This window comes from Salinivibrio sp. KP-1, from assembly GCF_000968645.1.
Lineage (GTDB): Bacteria > Pseudomonadota > Gammaproteobacteria > Enterobacterales > Vibrionaceae > Salinivibrio > Salinivibrio siamensis.
Genome location: NZ_LAQR01000001.1, coordinates 80528 through 97422 on the forward strand (window position 1 = coordinate 80528; position 16895 = coordinate 97422).

16 protein-coding genes are annotated in these 16895 nt (G+C 52.6%); 9 read left to right on the forward strand and 7 right to left on the reverse strand.

Translation table 11 applies throughout. From position 1 onward, the window contains the following. Nucleotides 1–5 precede the first annotated feature (5 nt). From WN56_RS00375 to bioD, 3 genes are read left to right on the forward strand one after another with little or no spacing between them, the layout of a single operon-like run. Nucleotides 6–1220 carry an 8-amino-7-oxononanoate synthase gene (locus WN56_RS00375; RefSeq protein ID WP_052707976.1) on the forward strand — a complete coding sequence of 405 codons (1215 nt, stop codon included), beginning with the start codon at nt 6–8 and terminating at the stop codon, nt 1218–1220. Then, nucleotides 1217–2011, forward strand: a complete 795-nt coding sequence (bioC, locus tag WN56_RS00380) for a malonyl-ACP O-methyltransferase BioC (RefSeq protein WP_046073092.1) — start codon at nt 1217–1219, stop codon at nt 2009–2011. The genes WN56_RS00375 and bioC overlap by 4 nt, the downstream gene beginning before the upstream one ends. Further along, nucleotides 2004–2678 (forward strand): dethiobiotin synthase, encoded by a 675-nt coding sequence (bioD, locus tag WN56_RS00385; RefSeq protein WP_046073093.1) that lies wholly within the window; start codon nt 2004–2006, stop codon nt 2676–2678. Before bioC ends, bioD begins: the two co-directional genes overlap by 8 nt. Nucleotides 2679–2761: 83 nt before the next feature. On the opposite strand, the gene WN56_RS16935 is transcribed toward bioD, so the two are convergent. Continuing rightward, on the reverse strand, nt 2762–2935 hold the full coding sequence (locus tag WN56_RS16935) for a hypothetical protein (RefSeq protein WP_046073094.1): 174 nt from the start codon (nt 2933–2935) through the stop codon (nt 2762–2764). 498 nt (nt 2936–3433) lie between these two features. On the opposite strand from WN56_RS16935, the gene htpX reads away from it, so the two are divergent. Then, nucleotides 3434–4312, forward strand: coding sequence for a protease HtpX (htpX, locus tag WN56_RS00395; protein ID WP_046073095.1), 879 nt, complete (start codon nt 3434–3436; stop codon nt 4310–4312). 28 nt (nt 4313–4340) lie between these two features. On the opposite strand, the gene WN56_RS00400 is transcribed toward htpX, so the two are convergent. Further along, nucleotides 4341–5264, reverse strand: coding sequence for a DMT family transporter (locus tag WN56_RS00400; protein ID WP_046073096.1), 924 nt, complete (start codon nt 5262–5264; stop codon nt 4341–4343). A gap of 147 nt (nt 5265–5411) precedes the next feature. Between WN56_RS00400 and WN56_RS00405 the strand changes: the two genes are divergently transcribed. Beyond that, nucleotides 5412–5861: an Lrp/AsnC family transcriptional regulator gene (locus WN56_RS00405; protein ID WP_046073097.1), complete on the forward strand. Its 450-nt coding sequence runs from the start codon at nt 5412–5414 to the stop codon at nt 5859–5861. A 62-nt stretch (nt 5862–5923) separates the two neighbouring features. On the opposite strand, the gene trxC is transcribed toward WN56_RS00405, so the two are convergent. Further along, on the reverse strand, nt 5924–6355 hold the full coding sequence (gene trxC, locus WN56_RS00410; RefSeq protein WP_046073098.1) for a thioredoxin TrxC: 432 nt from the start codon (nt 6353–6355) through the stop codon (nt 5924–5926). A gap of 139 nt (nt 6356–6494) precedes the next feature. Beyond that, the gene (locus WN56_RS00415) at nt 6495–7631 is read right to left on the reverse strand and encodes a M14-type cytosolic carboxypeptidase (protein ID WP_046073099.1); all 1137 of its coding nucleotides are present in this window, start codon (nt 7629–7631) and stop codon (nt 6495–6497) included. 292 nt (nt 7632–7923) lie between these two features. On the opposite strand from WN56_RS00415, the gene WN56_RS00420 reads away from it, so the two are divergent. The 4 genes from WN56_RS00420 (at nt 7924) to pgsA (ending at nt 12774) form a co-directional block, all read left to right on the forward strand. Next, nucleotides 7924–9375, forward strand: a complete 1452-nt coding sequence (locus WN56_RS00420) for an NAD-dependent succinate-semialdehyde dehydrogenase (RefSeq protein ID WP_046073100.1) — start codon at nt 7924–7926, stop codon at nt 9373–9375. 282 nt (nt 9376–9657) lie between these two features. Continuing rightward, complete coding sequence (gene uvrY, locus WN56_RS00425) at nt 9658–10302, forward strand: UvrY/SirA/GacA family response regulator transcription factor (protein ID WP_046073101.1); 645 nt, start codon at nt 9658–9660, stop codon at nt 10300–10302. A 95-nt stretch (nt 10303–10397) separates the two neighbouring features. Continuing rightward, the gene (gene uvrC, locus WN56_RS00430; RefSeq protein ID WP_046073790.1) at nt 10398–12164 is read left to right on the forward strand and encodes an excinuclease ABC subunit UvrC; all 1767 of its coding nucleotides are present in this window, start codon (nt 10398–10400) and stop codon (nt 12162–12164) included. Between the two features lie 49 nt (nt 12165–12213). After that, nucleotides 12214–12774, forward strand: a complete 561-nt coding sequence (gene pgsA / locus WN56_RS00435; protein WP_046073102.1) for a CDP-diacylglycerol--glycerol-3-phosphate 3-phosphatidyltransferase — start codon at nt 12214–12216, stop codon at nt 12772–12774. A gap of 146 nt (nt 12775–12920) precedes the next feature. Here pgsA and WN56_RS00440 read toward each other — a convergent pair whose 3' ends face one another. From WN56_RS00440 to WN56_RS00450, 3 genes are all read right to left on the reverse strand, one after another. Next, nucleotides 12921–14288 (reverse strand): ATP-binding protein, encoded by a 1368-nt coding sequence (locus tag WN56_RS00440; protein ID WP_046073103.1) that lies wholly within the window; start codon nt 14286–14288, stop codon nt 12921–12923. A 3-nt stretch (nt 14289–14291) separates the two neighbouring features. Beyond that, nucleotides 14292–14966 carry a response regulator gene (locus WN56_RS00445; protein ID WP_046073104.1) on the reverse strand — a complete coding sequence of 225 codons (675 nt, stop codon included), beginning with the start codon at nt 14964–14966 and terminating at the stop codon, nt 14292–14294. A 101-nt stretch (nt 14967–15067) separates the two neighbouring features. Then, on the reverse strand, nt 15068–16747 hold the full coding sequence (locus tag WN56_RS00450; RefSeq protein ID WP_046073105.1) for an aspartate:alanine antiporter: 1680 nt from the start codon (nt 16745–16747) through the stop codon (nt 15068–15070). Nucleotides 16748–16895: the final 148 nt, after the last annotated feature.

Below are 16895 nucleotides of genomic sequence, written 5' to 3' on the forward strand. Positions count from 1 at the left end.
TCCCCATGACTGATACAACATCAGCGCTGACCCGTCGTTACCAAGGCGAGCTGGCCGCACGCCAGCAACAAGGCTTATGGCGGCAAAGTGGTGACAATGCCGTCGCCGAGTCATGGCGCAACTTTGCGGGAAATGATTACTTGGGCCTTGCGCAAGACCCGCGACTGGTGAAAAGGGCGCAGCAGCACCTTGAACGCTGGGGTGTGGGTGCAACGGCCTCGCCGGTGGTATCCGGTTTTACCGCGGCGCATCAATCCCTTTGCGATCAGCTGTGTGACTGGCTCGGTTATCCGCAAGCGTTACTGTTTAACAGTGGTTTTGCCGCCAACCAAGCCTTGCTCTTTACGCTGTTAGGTAAAGACGATGCCTTGTTTCAAGACAAGCTCAACCATGCCTCCTTGATTGAGGCGGGTTTATTGAGCCCTGCCACGCAGCGGCGTTTTCGTCATAACGACATGGCACACCTTCGCCAACTGCTCGCGAAACAAACCCAGCCGTCCGCATCGCTGATTGTCTCAGAAGGGGTATTCAGCATGGATGGCGATGTGTCGCCAACCGAAAGCCTTGCCGCGATTGCCAACCAATCGGGCGCGCTCTGGGCACTGGATGATGCGCATGGGATTGGCGTGTTAGGGCAAGAAGGTGAGGGCAGCATCAGTCGTGGTGCGCGGCCGGATATTTTAGTCGTGACGTTTGGAAAAGCCTTGGGCGTCGCGGGGGCGGCAGTGCTGGCTTCTCCCACCATTATTGATTATTTGCGTCAGTTCGCGCGCCATTATGTGTATTCGACCGCCATGCCACCCGCGCAAGCGGCACTCATCGAGGATGCGATTAGGTTGGCACGAACAGAGCACTGGCGGCGAGAAACACTCAGCGCTCATGCCGAACAGTTAATGCAAGGGCTCCACGACTGGTTAGAGACGACGTCTGCTTTCGAACCGCACGCTGGTAATAGGCAGCCCTTCCCGCAACTGCTCGCGACGCCTAGCCCGATCAAGCCGCTGATTATCGGCGATTTGGCATCGTTACAGCAGGTAAATCAGGCTTTGATGAAGGCTCATATTCGGGTCGGGGCGATTCGGCCACCGACTGTCCCCGCTAACACTGCACGTCTGCGGATCAGCTTGTCGGCACAGCATCAAAAAACAGATATCACCGCACTGATCGAGGCGCTTAAGCCGGTATTAGCAAGCGACAAAGCGTGTGGGATGACAGAATGACCGTCGTCGATAAACAAGCGATTGCCAGAGCGTTTGGCCGAGCCGCGCCCCATTATGATGACAGTGCCACGCTGCAACGCCGTGTCGGCCATCGGTTGATGGCATTGGCTGAGTCAGAGCAAAAGTCTGTTCGTCTCGGTACCGTCTTAGATGTCGGCTGTGGCACCGGCTATTTCACTCAGCAGTGGATGACTCACGCTAAGACAGTGATTGGACTGGATCTCAGTGCCCCTATGCTTGCGACGGCAAAAGCGCGCTGCGGCGATGCCATGCTAGGCGTACAAGCAGATGCGGAGCATTTGCCGCTGGCCGACAACAGTGTCGATCTGGCATTTAGCTCGTTAGCGCTGCAATGGTGTGACGATTTGCATGTGCCATTGGCGGAGCTGAGTCGGGTCGTTAAACCCGGCGGGAAAATTCTTGTCTCGACACTGCTCACCGGATCACTGTGTGAACTCGACAGCGCGTGGAAACAAGCATGCGGAACATCACGGGTGAACCGCTTTATCACGTTATCTGGGTTACAGCAGGCGACCCAACGCGCCGGGCTGGTGCACGCAACCGTGTTGCAAGAAAGCGAACAGCTGACCTTTGCCAATGCCCATGCAGTGATGAAAAGCTTAAAAGGCATTGGTGCCACCTATCGCCCGCACGGTGCGGGGCAACAAGGGCTGGCGACAAGAGCGCAGTTTAGCGCGGTAGAAAAGGCGTATCAGCGTTTTGCACTCGCCGCCAACACCTTACCGGCGACCTATCAGATTGGCTACATAGTGATTAACCACCATGCATGACAGTTATTTTATTACCGGCACCGACACGGAAGTGGGGAAAACCTATACCACGGCGGCGCTGTTGCACGCTTTTATCAAACAAGGTTATCAAGCGGTGGGCTATAAACCTGTCGCTGCTGGTGCCGATTTAGCGCCTGATTACCAACTAAATAGTGACGCTGTCACTTTGCAGCACGCCAGTGCGTTCGCATTGCCGTATGCCGCGATCAATCCAGTGTTGTTAGAAACGCCGTGCTCGCCGCACTGGGCGGCCGTGTTAGCGAACAAGCCCATCGATACCCAGGTGCTGAGCGATGGGCTCTCGCATTTAAAACAGCAGGCTAGTCCGGTATTGGTCGAAGGGGCTGGAGGCTGGCAAGTGCCACTCAGTGAGACTGAAACGCTGGCCGATTGGGTGGTTGCCCACCAACTGCCAGTGATCATGGTGGTGGGGATTAAACTTGGCTGTTTAAACCATGCTTTACTCACCGCAGAGGCCATTCGCGCACGCGGGCTTAGGTTAGCCGGATGGGTGGCAAACGCCGTTGATCCCAAGGCGCAGCACAGTGACGAAATGGTGCGTTATCTTGATGCGCATTTAGATGCACCCTGTCTGGGGCACTTGCCGTTTGCTGCCGATGCCTCGCCAGCACAATGCGCGAGCCACTTAGATATTGAGCCGTTGTAAACATATTGCGAGAATGTAGCGATCAAAAAAGCCAGCGCTGTGCTGGCTTTTTGTCTATTCAGGTAGTCAATGCGGGTAGACAATTACTTCTGGTCGTCTCGAACACCCATTAGGCTTTGCTGAACCTCGGCCATTTGGCGCGCCGCTGTCGCGTCATCCGACGCTAACCCAAGCTCTGAGCAGGCTTCATCGAAGCTCATGCCGAGATGACAGGTTAAGATGTCGATAGCGACTCGGTAGTTTTCTTGCTCTGCCATGGTCTCACTCCATTGATAACGCGTTGCGTTGTTAAGGTTAGGTTGTCCACACTGGGTGGTTATAAACTTAATGGTTGATATGACCGCCGACTGCCCATTACTTTGTTGTCTTACGCAGTGCATCGGCGTCATAGTTTTAAACAGCTGCGCATAAATTAGCCTGAGTAAACCGCGATGACAACTCGACCAAAGTCTATATTGGGTTGTTTTTGTCTTTTTTATTGGGCTTTTCTGCCTCGATGCTTGTTAAATGTTTGAATGGATTGTTAAAAATTAAGAGTTGCGCGATATCACAATTTGTTTAGATCAGATCGAAATAACGTGCCACACTAACTGGTCGGTGCAGAGAGCTGGATGGTACGGGCGCCACAAGCGACGACTGGGATTTATTCGTAACAAATTGCATCAAAGGATTGTTTTTATCATTAATGCCCATACTATTTTTATCATTAAAACAAATAAGCGCTAAACACTGGGTTTAAGCGACGGAGACACACCATGAAACGCTTAGGATTATTTCTCGCTACCAACCTTGCGGTACTGGTCGTATTTAGCATTGTGCTGAATATCATTTATGCCGTGACAGGCATGCAACCGGGGAGCTTATCTGGGTTGCTGGTACTGGCAGCGGTATTTGGTTTTGGCGGCTCGTTTATATCGTTGCTGATGTCAAAATCAATGGCATTGCGCTCGGTGGGGGCGCAAGTGATTGAGCATCCACGCAATGAAACCGAGCACTGGCTAATGAATACTGTCAGTCAACAGGCGCAGCGCGCTGGCATTGGTATGCCAACCGTGGCGGTATATAACTCGCCTGACATCAACGCCTTTGCGACGGGGGCGAAACGCAACGATTCTGTGGTGGCGGTATCAAGTGGCCTGCTGCAAAACATGACCCGTGATGAGGCCGAAGCCGTGCTGGCGCACGAAATCAGCCACATTGCCAATGGCGACATGGTCACCATGACCTTGATGCAAGGGGTGGTGAACACCTTCGTGATCTTTATTGCCCGCGTTATCGCCGGTGCGGTGAGCGGCATGAACAGTGATGAAGAAGGTGAAGGCGGCGGCAACTGGATGATGTATTTCCTCGTCTCGTCAGTGCTAGAAATCGTGTTTGGTATTCTGGCTAGCATTCTCACCATGTGGTTTAGCCGTCATCGCGAGTTCCGCGCGGATGCAGGCTCGGCGCAGCTGGTAGGCAAGCAGAAAATGATTGCGGCGCTGGAGCGTTTGAAAGTCAGCCACGAGCCGAAACTAGAAGGCTCAATGATGGCATTTGGCATCAACGGTAAGAAAACGCTGAGTGAGCTATTTATGACTCACCCACCGCTAGAAAAACGTATCGATGCCTTGCGTCGTGGCGACTATCTATAATCGGATAGCGTTTACGCCGAGTCATCGATTAAGCGGCCTGCGGGCCGCTTTTTGTTTGTGTGCGACGCCACTTTATCCCCTCACTGGCGAGCACCGCACCCAATACAATCAACGCCATCGCTACCACGGTAAGCGCACTGACGGTTTCCGAGAACACGGGAATCGCGATCAGTGCGGCCACCACGGGCGTGAATGCGCCTATTGCGGCACTCATTTCTGCGCCCAAACGGCGAATCGCAAACGCATAGCTGTAATTGGCAATGATCCCCACGCCCAAGCCTTGCGCCAGTACATGGTAGCCCAGCTCACCGAGAGGGGCTTGGAGCAGATTAAACGAGATAAGCCCGCTCATCGCGCCCACGGGCAGCAGCAAGACGGCTGACATCGCTAATACCGCGCCGGCTTCTGCGGCATTTAAGCCCGTGACACGTACGCCAATGGTAAACCACGCCCAACTGATGCTGGCTGCGAGTAAAATCAAATGACCTTGGGTGACGCTCCACGGTGAGAAGAACAGCGAATGCCACAAAAATGCGCCAATGCCGATCACGATCAACCCAATCCCTAATCGTCGTCCCACCGAGAGCGACTCGCCATAAACGCCCCAAGCAATGGCGGAGACAAACAGTGGCAAGATTCCAGGAATTAACGAGGCGCCATCGGCCACAGGGGCAAACTGCATACCTATGGCGGCGAGCAGATAAAACGGTAAACCCGCCCCGAAGGCAATCGCAAACAGATAACGTTTGCGCACGGCAAAAATATGGCGCACACGATGACGGCTCAGCCAACCAAATAGCAGCGCCGCAGGCAAAAAGCGCAGTAGGGCAATATCGCCACTGGTTAACACCGACTGGCTGGCCTGACGCAAGGAGATAAACAGGCTCGCCCAAATGGTCACGGTGACAAGCATGGCGGCGAGGCCTAATAAACGTTGAGAGGTGGCAGGCATGGTTGATCACTTCCTTGATAATGGATGCAGTTAGTGTGGCAGCGTCAAGGGAGGGATTGGTGGCAAATTAACGGGTAGTTTCATCCCCTATTAGTGGTTATCATCGGTTAGTAGTAAATAATTGATGAAAATTACCAAGGAGGGGGTTTGGATAGTAAAGACAAAGCCATTCTGGCGCTGTTACAAGACGATGCGCGCCGCACCACGGCGGAAATCGCTGATGCCGTTGGGTTGTCGTTTTCGCCTTGTGCAAGACGAATTAAAAAGCTGGAAGCCGATGGGGTGATAGCGTCCTATCAGGTTACGCTCGATCGCCAGCGAATTGGGCTTAACATGACCTTTTTTGTCAACGTGAGTTTGAGCAATCACCGAGAAGAGGCGATTGTTACCTTCGAGCACGCACTGGTGGAAATGGATGAAGTCATCAACGGCCACGTGATCTCAGGTACATATGACTATTTATTGGAAGTGGTGACGCGAGATTTACCGCACTATGAAGCCTTTATGCGCCAGCTACAAACCTTGGCGATGGTCAAAGACATCAATACCAATGTGGCGATCCGCGCGGTAAAACAGAGCGCGGCGCTGAAGGTGTAGCGCCGCGCTATTAATGTGAAATAGTGGTTAGCGAATAGCGAATAGCGAATAGCGAATAGCGATTAGCTAAGGTGCTGGCTTAGCCAGTCACTAAAGGCATTTTGAGGCAGGGCACCGTTGAGTACGTCAACGCGCTCGCCGTTTTTAAATACCATTAGCGTCGGAATGCTACGAATTCGATATTGCGCCGCCAATGCTTGCTGCGCTTCGGTATCGATTTTAACAAAACGTGCGCGGCCTTCTTCTTGCTCGGCCACTGCTGCAAAGGCAGGCGCGAAGCTTTGGCATGGGCCACACCACGGGGCCCAAAAATCGACCACGACAGGCACATCGCTATTTAGCAACGCGTTAAAGTTTTCGCTGGTGCCCTCAATCGGTTTACCGTCCAGCACATCAGACTGACACTTGCCGCATTTGGGCGCGTCATTCACCCGCTCGTTTGGAATGCGGTTCATGGCTTGGCAGTGAGGGCAGCGTGAGGTCAAGGTTGTCATTGGGTTTCCTCGTTGAATTATTTGTGTCTAATATAAGCGGGTGACGTCGCTCGCCCAAGTTGAATTTATCAATCACTCAAATAGAAAAAGCCGATGACACGGCACCGGCTTTCATGAGGTGTTATTGATTCAGTGCGCGCTAGAGTGCATCCACCACATTGAGGATGGCACTGAGCATATCGCGACCGAAGGCTTGGCTGCGCGCAGGTGACCAACCAAAATCCGGGTCCGGTTGGTCGTTATGATCTTTAAATGGCATTTCAACTGTGTACGACAAGCATTTAAAACGCTCACCAATCCAGTTTGAGCCCACGGTCAGATTGGCCTTGCCAGGTGCGTCTTTGTCATAGCCGTGCTCGTCTTGGAACTCTGGCGTCACGGTGAGCAGGGCACGCTTAAACCTGTCCTCTAAATCCGCCATACGCGCATCGTAAGACGGGATCCCCTCGCAACCGGCAACAAAGTTATATGGGATGGCCTCATCACCGTGGATATCGAGGCACATTTTCACCCCTGTTTGCTCCATACGCGCACGAACATGATACACCTCGGGGCTGCGCTCAAGCGTAGGGGCTTGCCATTCTCGGTTCAAGTTGGCGCCCACCGCATTGGTACGCAAGTGGCCGCGCACGCTGCCGTCGGGGTTCATATTGGGCACCACGTAAACGTCGGCCTTTTCCAACAGCGCACGGGCAGTGGTGTCGGTGTCGTCAAGCAATCGGTCGAGCAGCCCCTCGATAAACCATTCCGCCATGGTTTCGCCTGGGTGTTGGCGAGCAATCAGCCAAATCGGTGTTTTCGGTTGGACGGATTCACCTAAATCGGCACGGATTTTCAGTAGGCTAATATCGCGCCCATCTAAGGTTTGGCCGAGGGTTTCTAGCTGACATTGTGGATAGGTCTGCGCTTGGTGAATTAAATCCAGGTGGCGCTCATAGCTATACGGCGCGAAGTAGGCGAAATACATCGAGCCATGTTGCGGCGTTACGTTAATGGTCAGTGTATCGCCGTCAAATTCGGTGGGGACGCGGAACCAGGTATCGCGATCGTAAGAGGCGACCGCCTGATAATCTTTCCAGCCTTCAGGGTAGGCCGAGCCTGCCAGTTGCTGAATATGCAGTGTGTGAGCCTGATTCACTTGCGCCTCTAAGCGAAAGTGGAACCACTGATAAAACTCAGACTGATTGTCGTGGTGAATGGCAAGTTGAATGTTGTTGATGTCGTCATCGTTAACAACGCGAATATTCCCGCTGTCGAACTGGCTAAAAATACGCATAGAGCATCCTTTATCGGTTTGAGAGGCCAGCTGTGTTTGCACCTGAAGGTAAGCCTTATGTTGTAAAACCGAGCGTGACTGTCTGATTAGCAACGAACCGAGTTACTCATTGTCTTCACTGACGAGCTCGCCACTGACTAATCACGTAGGCAAGATGGCTTTACTGGCTTATTATTAACAGTATTGCGCCTTATCTTGTCGTACTGTGTCTTAGCTGGCAAGGTGCCCTTATCACGCTATGACCATCTTTTTCCTCAAAGATTATCTTTTCCTCAACCAATAAGGAGCCACTATGCATTTGCAGGATCCTGAGCTTTTAAAAACACAGGCACTGATCAATGGGAAGTGGGTCGATGCCGACAGCCAACAAACCCGCGCAGTGACCAATCCTGCGAACGGAGAGCACTTGGCGACGGTACCTAATATGGGGGCGGAGGAAACTAGCCGCGCCATTGATGCCGCGGATGCTGCGCTACCCGAATGGCGAGATTTAACCGCCAAAGCGCGGGCTGACGTGCTTTATCGCTGGTACGAGCTGATGCTTGAGCACAAAGATGATTTAGCCGCAATCATGACGGCTGAGCAAGGCAAGCCGCTAAAAGAAGCCGCGGGCGAGATCCAATACGCCGCGTCGTTTTTACAGTGGTTTTCAGAAGAAGCGAAGCGAGTGTATGGCGCGACCATTCCCGCGGAGCAAGCGGATAAGCGTATTTCAGTGATCAAGCAGCCGATTGGCGTGACCGCGGCGATTACCCCGTGGAACTTTCCAGCGGCGATGATTACCCGTAAAGCGGCCGCAGCATTGGCGGCGGGTTGTACCATGGTGGTGAAGCCTGCCAGTGACACGCCGCTATCGGCCCTGGCCCTCGGTGAGCTCGCGTTACGAGCCGGGCTGCCAGCTGGAGTGATCAGTGTGGTGACCGGAGCGTCGGGCCCCATCGGTGATACCTTATGTGCTGACAGACGTGTCCGTAAGCTCTCGTTTACCGGCTCGACCGAAATCGGCGCACAGTTGATGGAAAAATGCGCCCCAACCATTAAAAAGCTCTCGCTGGAGCTGGGCGGCAATGCGCCTTTCATTGTGTTTAATGACGCCGATATTGATGCCGCGGTTGAAGGGGCCATTGCGGCGAAGTTTCGTAACGCAGGGCAAACCTGTGTCTGTGTGAACCGCATCTACGTGCAATCGGGCGTGTATGAAGCCTTTGCAGAAAAGTTTATCCAGGCGGTGAGTCAATTGCAGGTGGGTAAAGGCACCGACGACGGTGTGGACATCGGCCCACTCATCAATAAGGGGGCAATGGACAAAGTGAATGCCCACCTGGACGATGCCAAGCAAAAAGGCGCCGCGATTGAGCTGGGTGGCGCGTGCCCTGAGCTGGGAGAAAACTACACCCAACCGGCGGTGATTAAATACGCGACCCCAGCGATGCGGATAGCCAAAGAAGAGACCTTCGGCCCCGTGGCACCGCTGTTTTCTTTTGAAGAAGAAGCGGACGCCATCGCCATGGCCAATGACACCGAATTTGGGTTAGCGTCTTACTTTTATGCCAAAGACATTAGCCGGGTGCACCGTGTGGCCGAAGCACTGGAATACGGCATGGTAGGGATCAACACTGGCTTGATTTCGACCGCGGTCGCGCCCTTTGGTGGGGTGAAGCAATCGGGCCTTGGCCGTGAGGGCTCACACTGGGGACTCGATGAATACCTAGAAATGAAGTACTTGTGTTTGGGTCTGCCGTAACCTGAACGGTTTAAACCGCTAAGTGTTAAAAATTACTGACACGTAAAGCGGGTTTTACGCTGTTTATTGCAGTCAACTTGCCTCGAACGTCACCAAATTGGTGATAATTCAGTCAGGTTGACTGTTTTTTGGCGGCTTAGTGTATGAATATTTGCATTTGCCCACATCCGCTCTGTTGTTGGCTTTTCATCCGTGGTAAAACTCAAGTACTATGCGTAAGAGAAGTCCAACCGTTGCCTTGTGGCAGCATGTTGGCGAACCAAACCAAGTGGAGATACAAGATTGATCAATGTGTTCCTTGTAGATGATCACGAGCTGGTTCGCACAGGGATTCGACGTCTTTTAGAAGACGTTCGTGGCATAAAAGTGGTAGGGGAAGCCGACAGCGGTGAAGCTGCACTCAAGTGGTGCCGGCAAAATCACGCCGATATTGTCCTGATGGACATGAATATGCCAGGCATCGGTGGGTTGGAAGCGACACGCAAGTTGCTTCGTTACTCGCCGGACGCCAAGATTATCGTGCTCACGATCCATACAGAAAACCCATTCCCCACCAAGGTCATGCAAGCGGGAGCCGCGGGTTATTTGACCAAAGGCGCCGGTGCCGATGAAGTGGTGAATGCGATCCGCATGGTCAACAGTGGCCAGCGTTATATCTCACCGGACATTGCCCAGCAAATGGCGCTTAGTCAGTTCTCTGCCTCTTCAGATAATCCTTTCAAAGAGCTGTCAGAGCGTGAATTGCAGATCATGCTAATGATCACCAAAGGGCAAAAAGTCACCGACATATCCGAGCAGCTTAGCCTGAGCCCGAAAACGGTGAACAGCTACCGTTATCGCTTATTCAGCAAGTTGGGCATTAATGGTGATGTGGAATTGACCCACCTTGCCATCAGGCACGGCATGTTAGATACCGAAACCTTGTAACGCGAAGTAATGTAGTACGAGACCGCGCAGTGCCGAACACCTTCGATGCCAAAAATTTTCTGAAAACCGTTCCTCACCAGCCCGGCGTTTATCGCATGATGAACGCCGCGGGTGAGATTATCTATGTGGGTAAGGCCAAAGATCTCAGCAAACGCCTAGCCAGCTACTTTCGGGTCCAGGTTTCCAGTGAGAAAACCAAAGCCTTGGTGCGTAACATCGCCGATGTAGAGGTGACGGTGACCCACACCGAAACCGAAGCGCTGATCCTTGAGCACAACCTGATTAAGCAGCATCGCCCCAAATACAATGTGTTGCTGCGAGACGATAAATCTTATCCCTATATCTACCTCAGTGCTCACGAGCATCCGCGGCTAGCGATCCACCGCGGCGCGAAAAAGAAAAAGGGCGAATACTTTGGTCCCTTTCCTGATGCCAATGCAGTGCGCAAAAGCCTGCACCTATTGCAGAAAATATTCCCGGTTCGCCAGTGTGAAGACTCGGTGTATGCCAACCGCAGCCGGCCTTGCTTGATGTATCAAATTGGTCGCTGCTCTGGCCCTTGTGTGCCAGGGCTGATTAGTGATGATGACTACGCCGAGCAAGTCAATTTTGCCCGTATGTTTTTACAAGGCAAAGACCGCGAAGTGATCGACAGCTTGGTCGCCAAAATGGAAACCGCCAGCCAACAGCTGCAATTTGAAAAAGCGGCGGAATATCGTGACCAAATCCAAGCGTTGCGCCGCGTACAAGAGCAGCAGTTTGTCTCGCAAGACAGCGATGATGATATCGACGTTATCGGCTTTGCATTAGAAAACGGGGTGGCGTGCATTCATGTGCTCTTCCTGCGCCAAGGCAAAGTGCTGGGCAGTCGAAGCCACTTTCCTAAGATGCCGGCAGAAACCGACCCTGGTGAAGTGGTTTCAAGTTTTGTCAGCCAGTTTTACCTGGCGCAAGCGGAAGGGTGCACCATTCCCAGCCATATTCTGATTTCTGACGATATCGGTGATGATCTGGGTTGGCTATCGAATACCTTGAGTGAAATAGCCGGTCGCAATGTGCGCCTACAAAGCCGCCCGCGCGGGGCCAGAGCCCGCTTTTTGAAGCTGGCCAACACCAATGCCCGCACTGCTTTGACCAGCAAGATCAACCATCGGATGACCATCCAGAATCGTTACCAAGCGCTGCAAGAAACCCTGGGCTTAGAGCCGGTTAAGCGGATGGAGTGCTTTGATATCAGCCACACCATGGGCGAGAAAACGGTCGCCTCCTGCGTGGTGTTCAACCAAGATGGGCCGCTGAAAAAAGAGTATCGCCGTTACAACATTGAAGGGATCACCGGCGGCGATGATTATGCCGCGATGGCTCAGGTACTGACGCGCCGTTATAGCAAACAAGTCGAGCCAGAAAAAATCCCCGATATCATTGTGATTGACGGGGGTAAGGGCCAGCTTAGCCGTGCTTGGGAGGTGCTTAAGCCGCTGATTGCTGATTGGCCGATTAACCCGCTCATTTTAGGGGTGGCCAAAGGCACTAGCCGTAAGCCGGGGCTTGAAACCTTGATTAAGGTCTCGGGCGAGGAGTTTTCGCTGCCCGCCGACTCACCGGCGCTGCACCTTATCCAACATATTCGAGATGAAAGTCACGATCATGCCATTGCCGGACACCGCGCGGCACGGGGCAAAGCGCGCAAGCAAAGTGTGCTCACCCAAATTGATGGCGTAGGCCCTAAACGTCGCCAGGCCTTGCTGAAATACTTGGGCGGTATTCAAGAGCTGAAAAACGCCAGTGTTGAAGAAATCGCCAAGGTGCCCGGGATCAGCGCCACATTGGCAGAGAAAATTCATTCCTCATTGCAAGGTTAGTGGCAATGGGGCACCATAACCCAGTTAATCCTAAAATAAAAAGCTGAGCATGCGTCTAAATATACCTACCATTTTGACCTTTTTGCGCATTGCGCTTATTCCGGTCTTTGTTGTTGCCTACTATCTACCTTATGCTTGGGCGCCATTTGCGGCAGCATTGATTTTTGTGATTGCTGGCGCCACCGATTGGCTGGATGGCTATTTAGCGCGTCGCTTAAAGCAATCGACCCGTTTTGGTGCCTTTCTCGATCCCGTCGCCGACAAAGTGATGGTGGCGATAGCCATGGTGCTGATTGTTGAGCACTACGCCTCTATTTGGATCACGATTCCGGCGGCAACCATGATTGCGCGTGAGGTGATTATTTCAGCCCTGCGCGAGTGGATGGCAGAAATCGGCAAACGTGCCAGCGTCGCGGTCTCATGGGTGGGGAAATTTAAAACCGGCTCGCAAATGTTTGCATTGACCATGCTGCTTTGGCATGGCGCGCCTTGGATTGAATGGTTAGGTTACATTGCGCTGTACGCCGCGGCAGGCCTAACCTATTGGTCGATGTATCAGTACATGATGGCGGCCAAAGACGACTTGCTCGCCGACCCGGAAGAAGAATAAAACGGGCACTGAGCAAACGCATTCACGCCTATTACCTACTCATAAAAACGCAGCCACAATTTGGGCTGCGTTTTTTGGTTGCTGCTGGTGGCAGCGCGAAAGCACCGGCTTGTTTGTTGGCGTCGCGCTTAAGCTGACCGTCTGGCTTAGCGCTTAGGAATGGTCAGCACAAAGGCCGCTCCTTGCAGCGGGGAGTCGCTGGCGTGGATGTTGCCATCGTAACTGGCAATGATTTCATCGCACACTGCTAATCCAATGCCAGTGCCAGGATTGAGCTGATCGGCACGCACCCCACGCTGGAATATGCTTTCCCGATATTGCTCTGGTACCCCGGGGCCATCGTCTTCAATCGCCAATTGCCACACTTCGCCGTGATCGTCGAGCCGGATTTGAACCGTTTCAAGGCAAAAGCGATAGGCGTTTTCCAGCAAGTTACCGAGTAACTCCATCAAATCACTGCGGTGCACCGGCAAAGAGGCACTTTCATCAAACGCTCGCACTACTTTCACGGGTTTATCGCGATAGGCTTTATCTAACATGCCGGTCAGGCTATCAATCGGTGCGGTCAGTGGGCTATCTTCGCGTTTCAGTCCACATTGCCCCACCAATGCGCGTTTGAGCTGATATTGCACCATGTCATCCATCTGGCTGACCTGCTCCAAAATCCGCTTATTCAGCTGCTCGCGCGACAGATGATTATCATCGAGCAGGGCATTGGTGGCGGATAAACGCGTTTTTAAGCTGTGTGCCAAATCATCCATGGCGTGGCGATAACGGGATTTTTGCTTTTCCCGCTGGGTGATCATCCGGTTAAGCGCTTGGGTGACATCTTGCAGCTCATCAGGGTAATCGTTATCCAGTGTTTGCTGGCGTGATTCAGTAATCGCGATCAGCTCTCTGGCCAAGCGGCGCAGTGGAGAAAAGCTCCAATGACAGGCGGCGACCACGAGTGCCGACGCCGAGACAAACAGCAGGCTGATGTAAAACCACGTCTCTGCTTCTAAATCGGCTAACTGTTGTTTTTGTTTGTCGACGTTGCGCAGCACAAACAGCCGATTTTCGCTATCACCGGGTTGTTTTTCTGATGAAAGCCGTTGCGCCACCACGTTAAAGCCAGCAATGGAAAGGTACTGCGGCTTTTTCGCTTCGTTGGGAATATGTGTACAGATATCGTCGATATTAAACGCTTGCACATCGCGCGAGGTCCATAGCGTGTGGTTATCGGGTGTACATAGCACCGACATATAATCGCTGCTGGACGGGTCAAGCGATTGAATCCAAGCTGTCAGCTGGTCAGCGCGGATCAGCCCGTCTTTACTGAGCTGCGCCATCACCATCGGAATTTGTGAGGCCAGATCGCGCGAGTAAGCCGCCATTGAATTTTGCTGATACAGCTTATTAATCAAGGCCGCGAGCGCAATCGAGAAAAGGAGAATAATGCCAATGGAGGTGGCGAGTACGCGGGTGCGCAGTCGGGGGCGACATTGGCAAAGGGTAAGTTGGCCTAGTTTCATGGTTTACTCAGCTTGGATCTCGAACAGGTAGCCTTGGCCACGCACGGTCGAGATGGGGTTGTCGTGTCCGGTTTGGATCAGCTTTTTACGTAGACGACTGATCATCACCTCAATGGTGTTAGGGTCGCCATCTTGGTCATGATACAGCACATCGAGCAAGCGTTGCTTGGAGATCACTTCGCGACTGTGACGAATCAGGTACTCAAACAAATCATACTCAAAGGCGGTGAGCTCTAGCGCTTGCCCGTTGACGGTGACCGATTTCGCCAACAAATCTAACTCAATATCGCCAGCGGTGATAGTGGGCTTAACAAAACCGGCACTGCGACGCACCAATGCGTTTAATCGCGCCACCAGTTCCGGCTTTTGAAACGGCTTTACCAAATAATCATCCGCGCCGGCATCTAACCCCGTGACTTTATCTTGCCAATTGGCGCGCGCCGTGAGCACCAAAATCGGCAGGCGCAGCCCTTTGGCGCGAATATCACGAATCAGGCTAATCCCATCTTGATCGGGCAAACCAAGGTCAACAATGGCAATATCATTGGGGTATTGGTCAGCGTAATAAAGCCCTTCGCTGGCAGTGCTGGCGCAGCGAACATGGTGGCCGAGTTCACTGAGTTCGGTGTTCAGGTGATGACTTAAAATCGAGTCATCTTCAATAATAAGAACCTGCATAAAAGCCCCTGTAAAACAAAAAAGCGCCCGAGGTGGACGCCTTTATTATAGGTTTAATAAACTGAATTTTGGCTGACTCAGCGACCGTCTCCAGCGTGACGTTACACCAAAATAATCATCAAGGTGCCGGCTAAGGTCAAAATAACGTTGGCAATCGCATAAGTGCCCGCGTAGCCCAAGGCAGGAATAGTACTGCGGGCATGCTCATTGATCATATCCATCGCCGGCGCACAGGTTCTTGCCCCGATGATCGCGCCAAACAAGAGCGCGCGGTTCATCTTCAGCACATACGCGCCAATCAAATAGGCGACAATCACTGGGATAACACTGATCACAATGCTGGCCAAGATCACCGAAAAGCCCATGTCCGCGATATAATCAAATAGCCGGCTACCGGCGCTCAGTCCAATGCCAGCCATAAAGGTCATGAGGCCAAGATCTTTCACCATATTCAGCGCCCCTTGGGGCACATAGCCGAAAGTGGGGTGGTTGGCACGTAAAAAGCCGAGGCTGATCCCCGCCAACAGCAAGCCAGCGGCATTACCCAGGCCAAAGGTCACTTGGCCGAAGGTGAGGGTGATCATCCCTAAGCCCAGCCCCAAAATAAAGAAGCAGCAAAAGGCGAGCAAATCCGACATCTGGCTATGAATCGAAATAAAGCCGATGCGGTCGGCCAAGCCTTTTACGCGGCTTTTCTCACCACTGATTTGCAGCACATCGCCTTTGTTGAGGATAATTCCTTGGTCCATCGGCATCTCAACCTGAGCGCGCACCACTCGGTTTAAAAAGCAGCCGTATTCCGACAAGTTTAAATCCGACAGCTTTTTCTGCGCCACGCTGTCATTTTTCACCACGATTTCTTCCTCGACAATGCGCAAGTCGAGCAGATCGCGGTCAAACACTTCTTTACCGTTACGGAAGCTAGGGTCCAGCCGCGCATGGCTGTCGGGGTAGCCTACTAAGGCAATCTCGTCGCCTTGCTGCAAAATGGCATCCCCATCGGGGTTAGCCAAAATGCCGTTACGGCGAATACGCTCGATATAACAGCCGGTTTGGCGATAAATACCCAGCTCACGCAGGTTGCGGCCATCAATCCAATCGATCAATTCAGGCCCGACCCGATACGCACGAATAATGGGTAAATAGACCTTACGCTGTGATTCGCTGCCCAAGCCGCGCTCAATCGCAATCTGTTGGGCGGAGTGCTCAAGATTATGGCGCTGCAACTTCGGCATCAATTTGGCCAGCACAATCAAGCTCACCAGGCCAGTGAGGTAAGCCATGGCATAGCCGACACTGAGGTTATCAATCATCATCCCCAGCTGTTCGCCTTCCGCGCCGGTTAAGCCGGAGTTAAGTGCATCTTTCGCGCCCACCAATACCGGGGTGGCAGTGAGCGCGCCGGCCATCATCCCGGTGGCAATGCTGATATCCAGCCCCAAATGGTTTTGGAAGAACAGGGTTAAGCCAATGGCACTGAGTAACACCGCCAAGGCAAGCAATAGGTATGATTTTCCGTCACGGAAAAAGACGCCAAAAAAGTTCGGCCCCGCCTCAATGCCCACGCAGTAGATAAACAGCATAAAGCCGATGCTGAGGGTATCAGGCGAGAAGGTGAACCCCGCGTTGCCAAAAATGATCGCGGTGAACAACACGCCGATGGATCCGCCGAGTTGCACACTACCAATTTTGATCTTTCCGACCGCGAGGCCGAGGGCGAGAACCACAAAAAGGAGTAAAATATCGTTTTGGAGCAGGAGGTTATTGACGTCTATATTCACAGCACAAATGTCCGACAGAGCGTGCAGGGGGTTAATGTGGTGAAAATTATACCAACCTTAATCACACTTTGTTGTACAAATTTAGTGAAATAAAGATTAATTTTGCGTAAAAAAACACCAGTTGCACGTTTTTTGGAAGCATCCACAA

Coding starts and splice junctions, on each gene's coding strand:
- WN56_RS00375 (WP_052707976.1), top strand. CDS start 6: ATGACTGATACAACATCAGCGCTGACCCGTCGTTACCAAGGCGAGCTG.
- bioC (WP_046073092.1), top strand. CDS start 1,217: ATGACCGTCGTCGATAAACAAGCGATTGCCAGAGCGTTTGGCCGAGCC.
- bioD (WP_046073093.1), top strand. CDS start 2,004: ATGCATGACAGTTATTTTATTACCGGCACCGACACGGAAGTGGGGAAA.
- WN56_RS16935 (WP_046073094.1), bottom strand. CDS start 2,935: ATGGCAGAGCAAGAAAACTACCGAGTCGCTATCGACATCTTAACCTGT.
- htpX (WP_046073095.1), top strand. CDS start 3,434: ATGAAACGCTTAGGATTATTTCTCGCTACCAACCTTGCGGTACTGGTC.
- WN56_RS00400 (WP_046073096.1), bottom strand. CDS start 5,264: ATGCCTGCCACCTCTCAACGTTTATTAGGCCTCGCCGCCATGCTTGTC.
- trxC (WP_046073098.1), bottom strand. CDS start 6,355: ATGACAACCTTGACCTCACGCTGCCCTCACTGCCAAGCCATGAACCGC.
- WN56_RS00415 (WP_046073099.1), bottom strand. CDS start 7,631: ATGCGTATTTTTAGCCAGTTCGACAGCGGGAATATTCGCGTTGTTAAC.
- WN56_RS00420 (WP_046073100.1), top strand. CDS start 7,924: ATGCATTTGCAGGATCCTGAGCTTTTAAAAACACAGGCACTGATCAAT.
- uvrC (WP_046073790.1), top strand. CDS start 10,398: ATGATGAACGCCGCGGGTGAGATTATCTATGTGGGTAAGGCCAAAGAT.
- pgsA (WP_046073102.1), top strand. CDS start 12,214: ATGCGTCTAAATATACCTACCATTTTGACCTTTTTGCGCATTGCGCTT.
- WN56_RS00440 (WP_046073103.1), bottom strand. CDS start 14,288: ATGAAACTAGGCCAACTTACCCTTTGCCAATGTCGCCCCCGACTGCGC.
- WN56_RS00445 (WP_046073104.1), bottom strand. CDS start 14,966: ATGCAGGTTCTTATTATTGAAGATGACTCGATTTTAAGTCATCACCTG.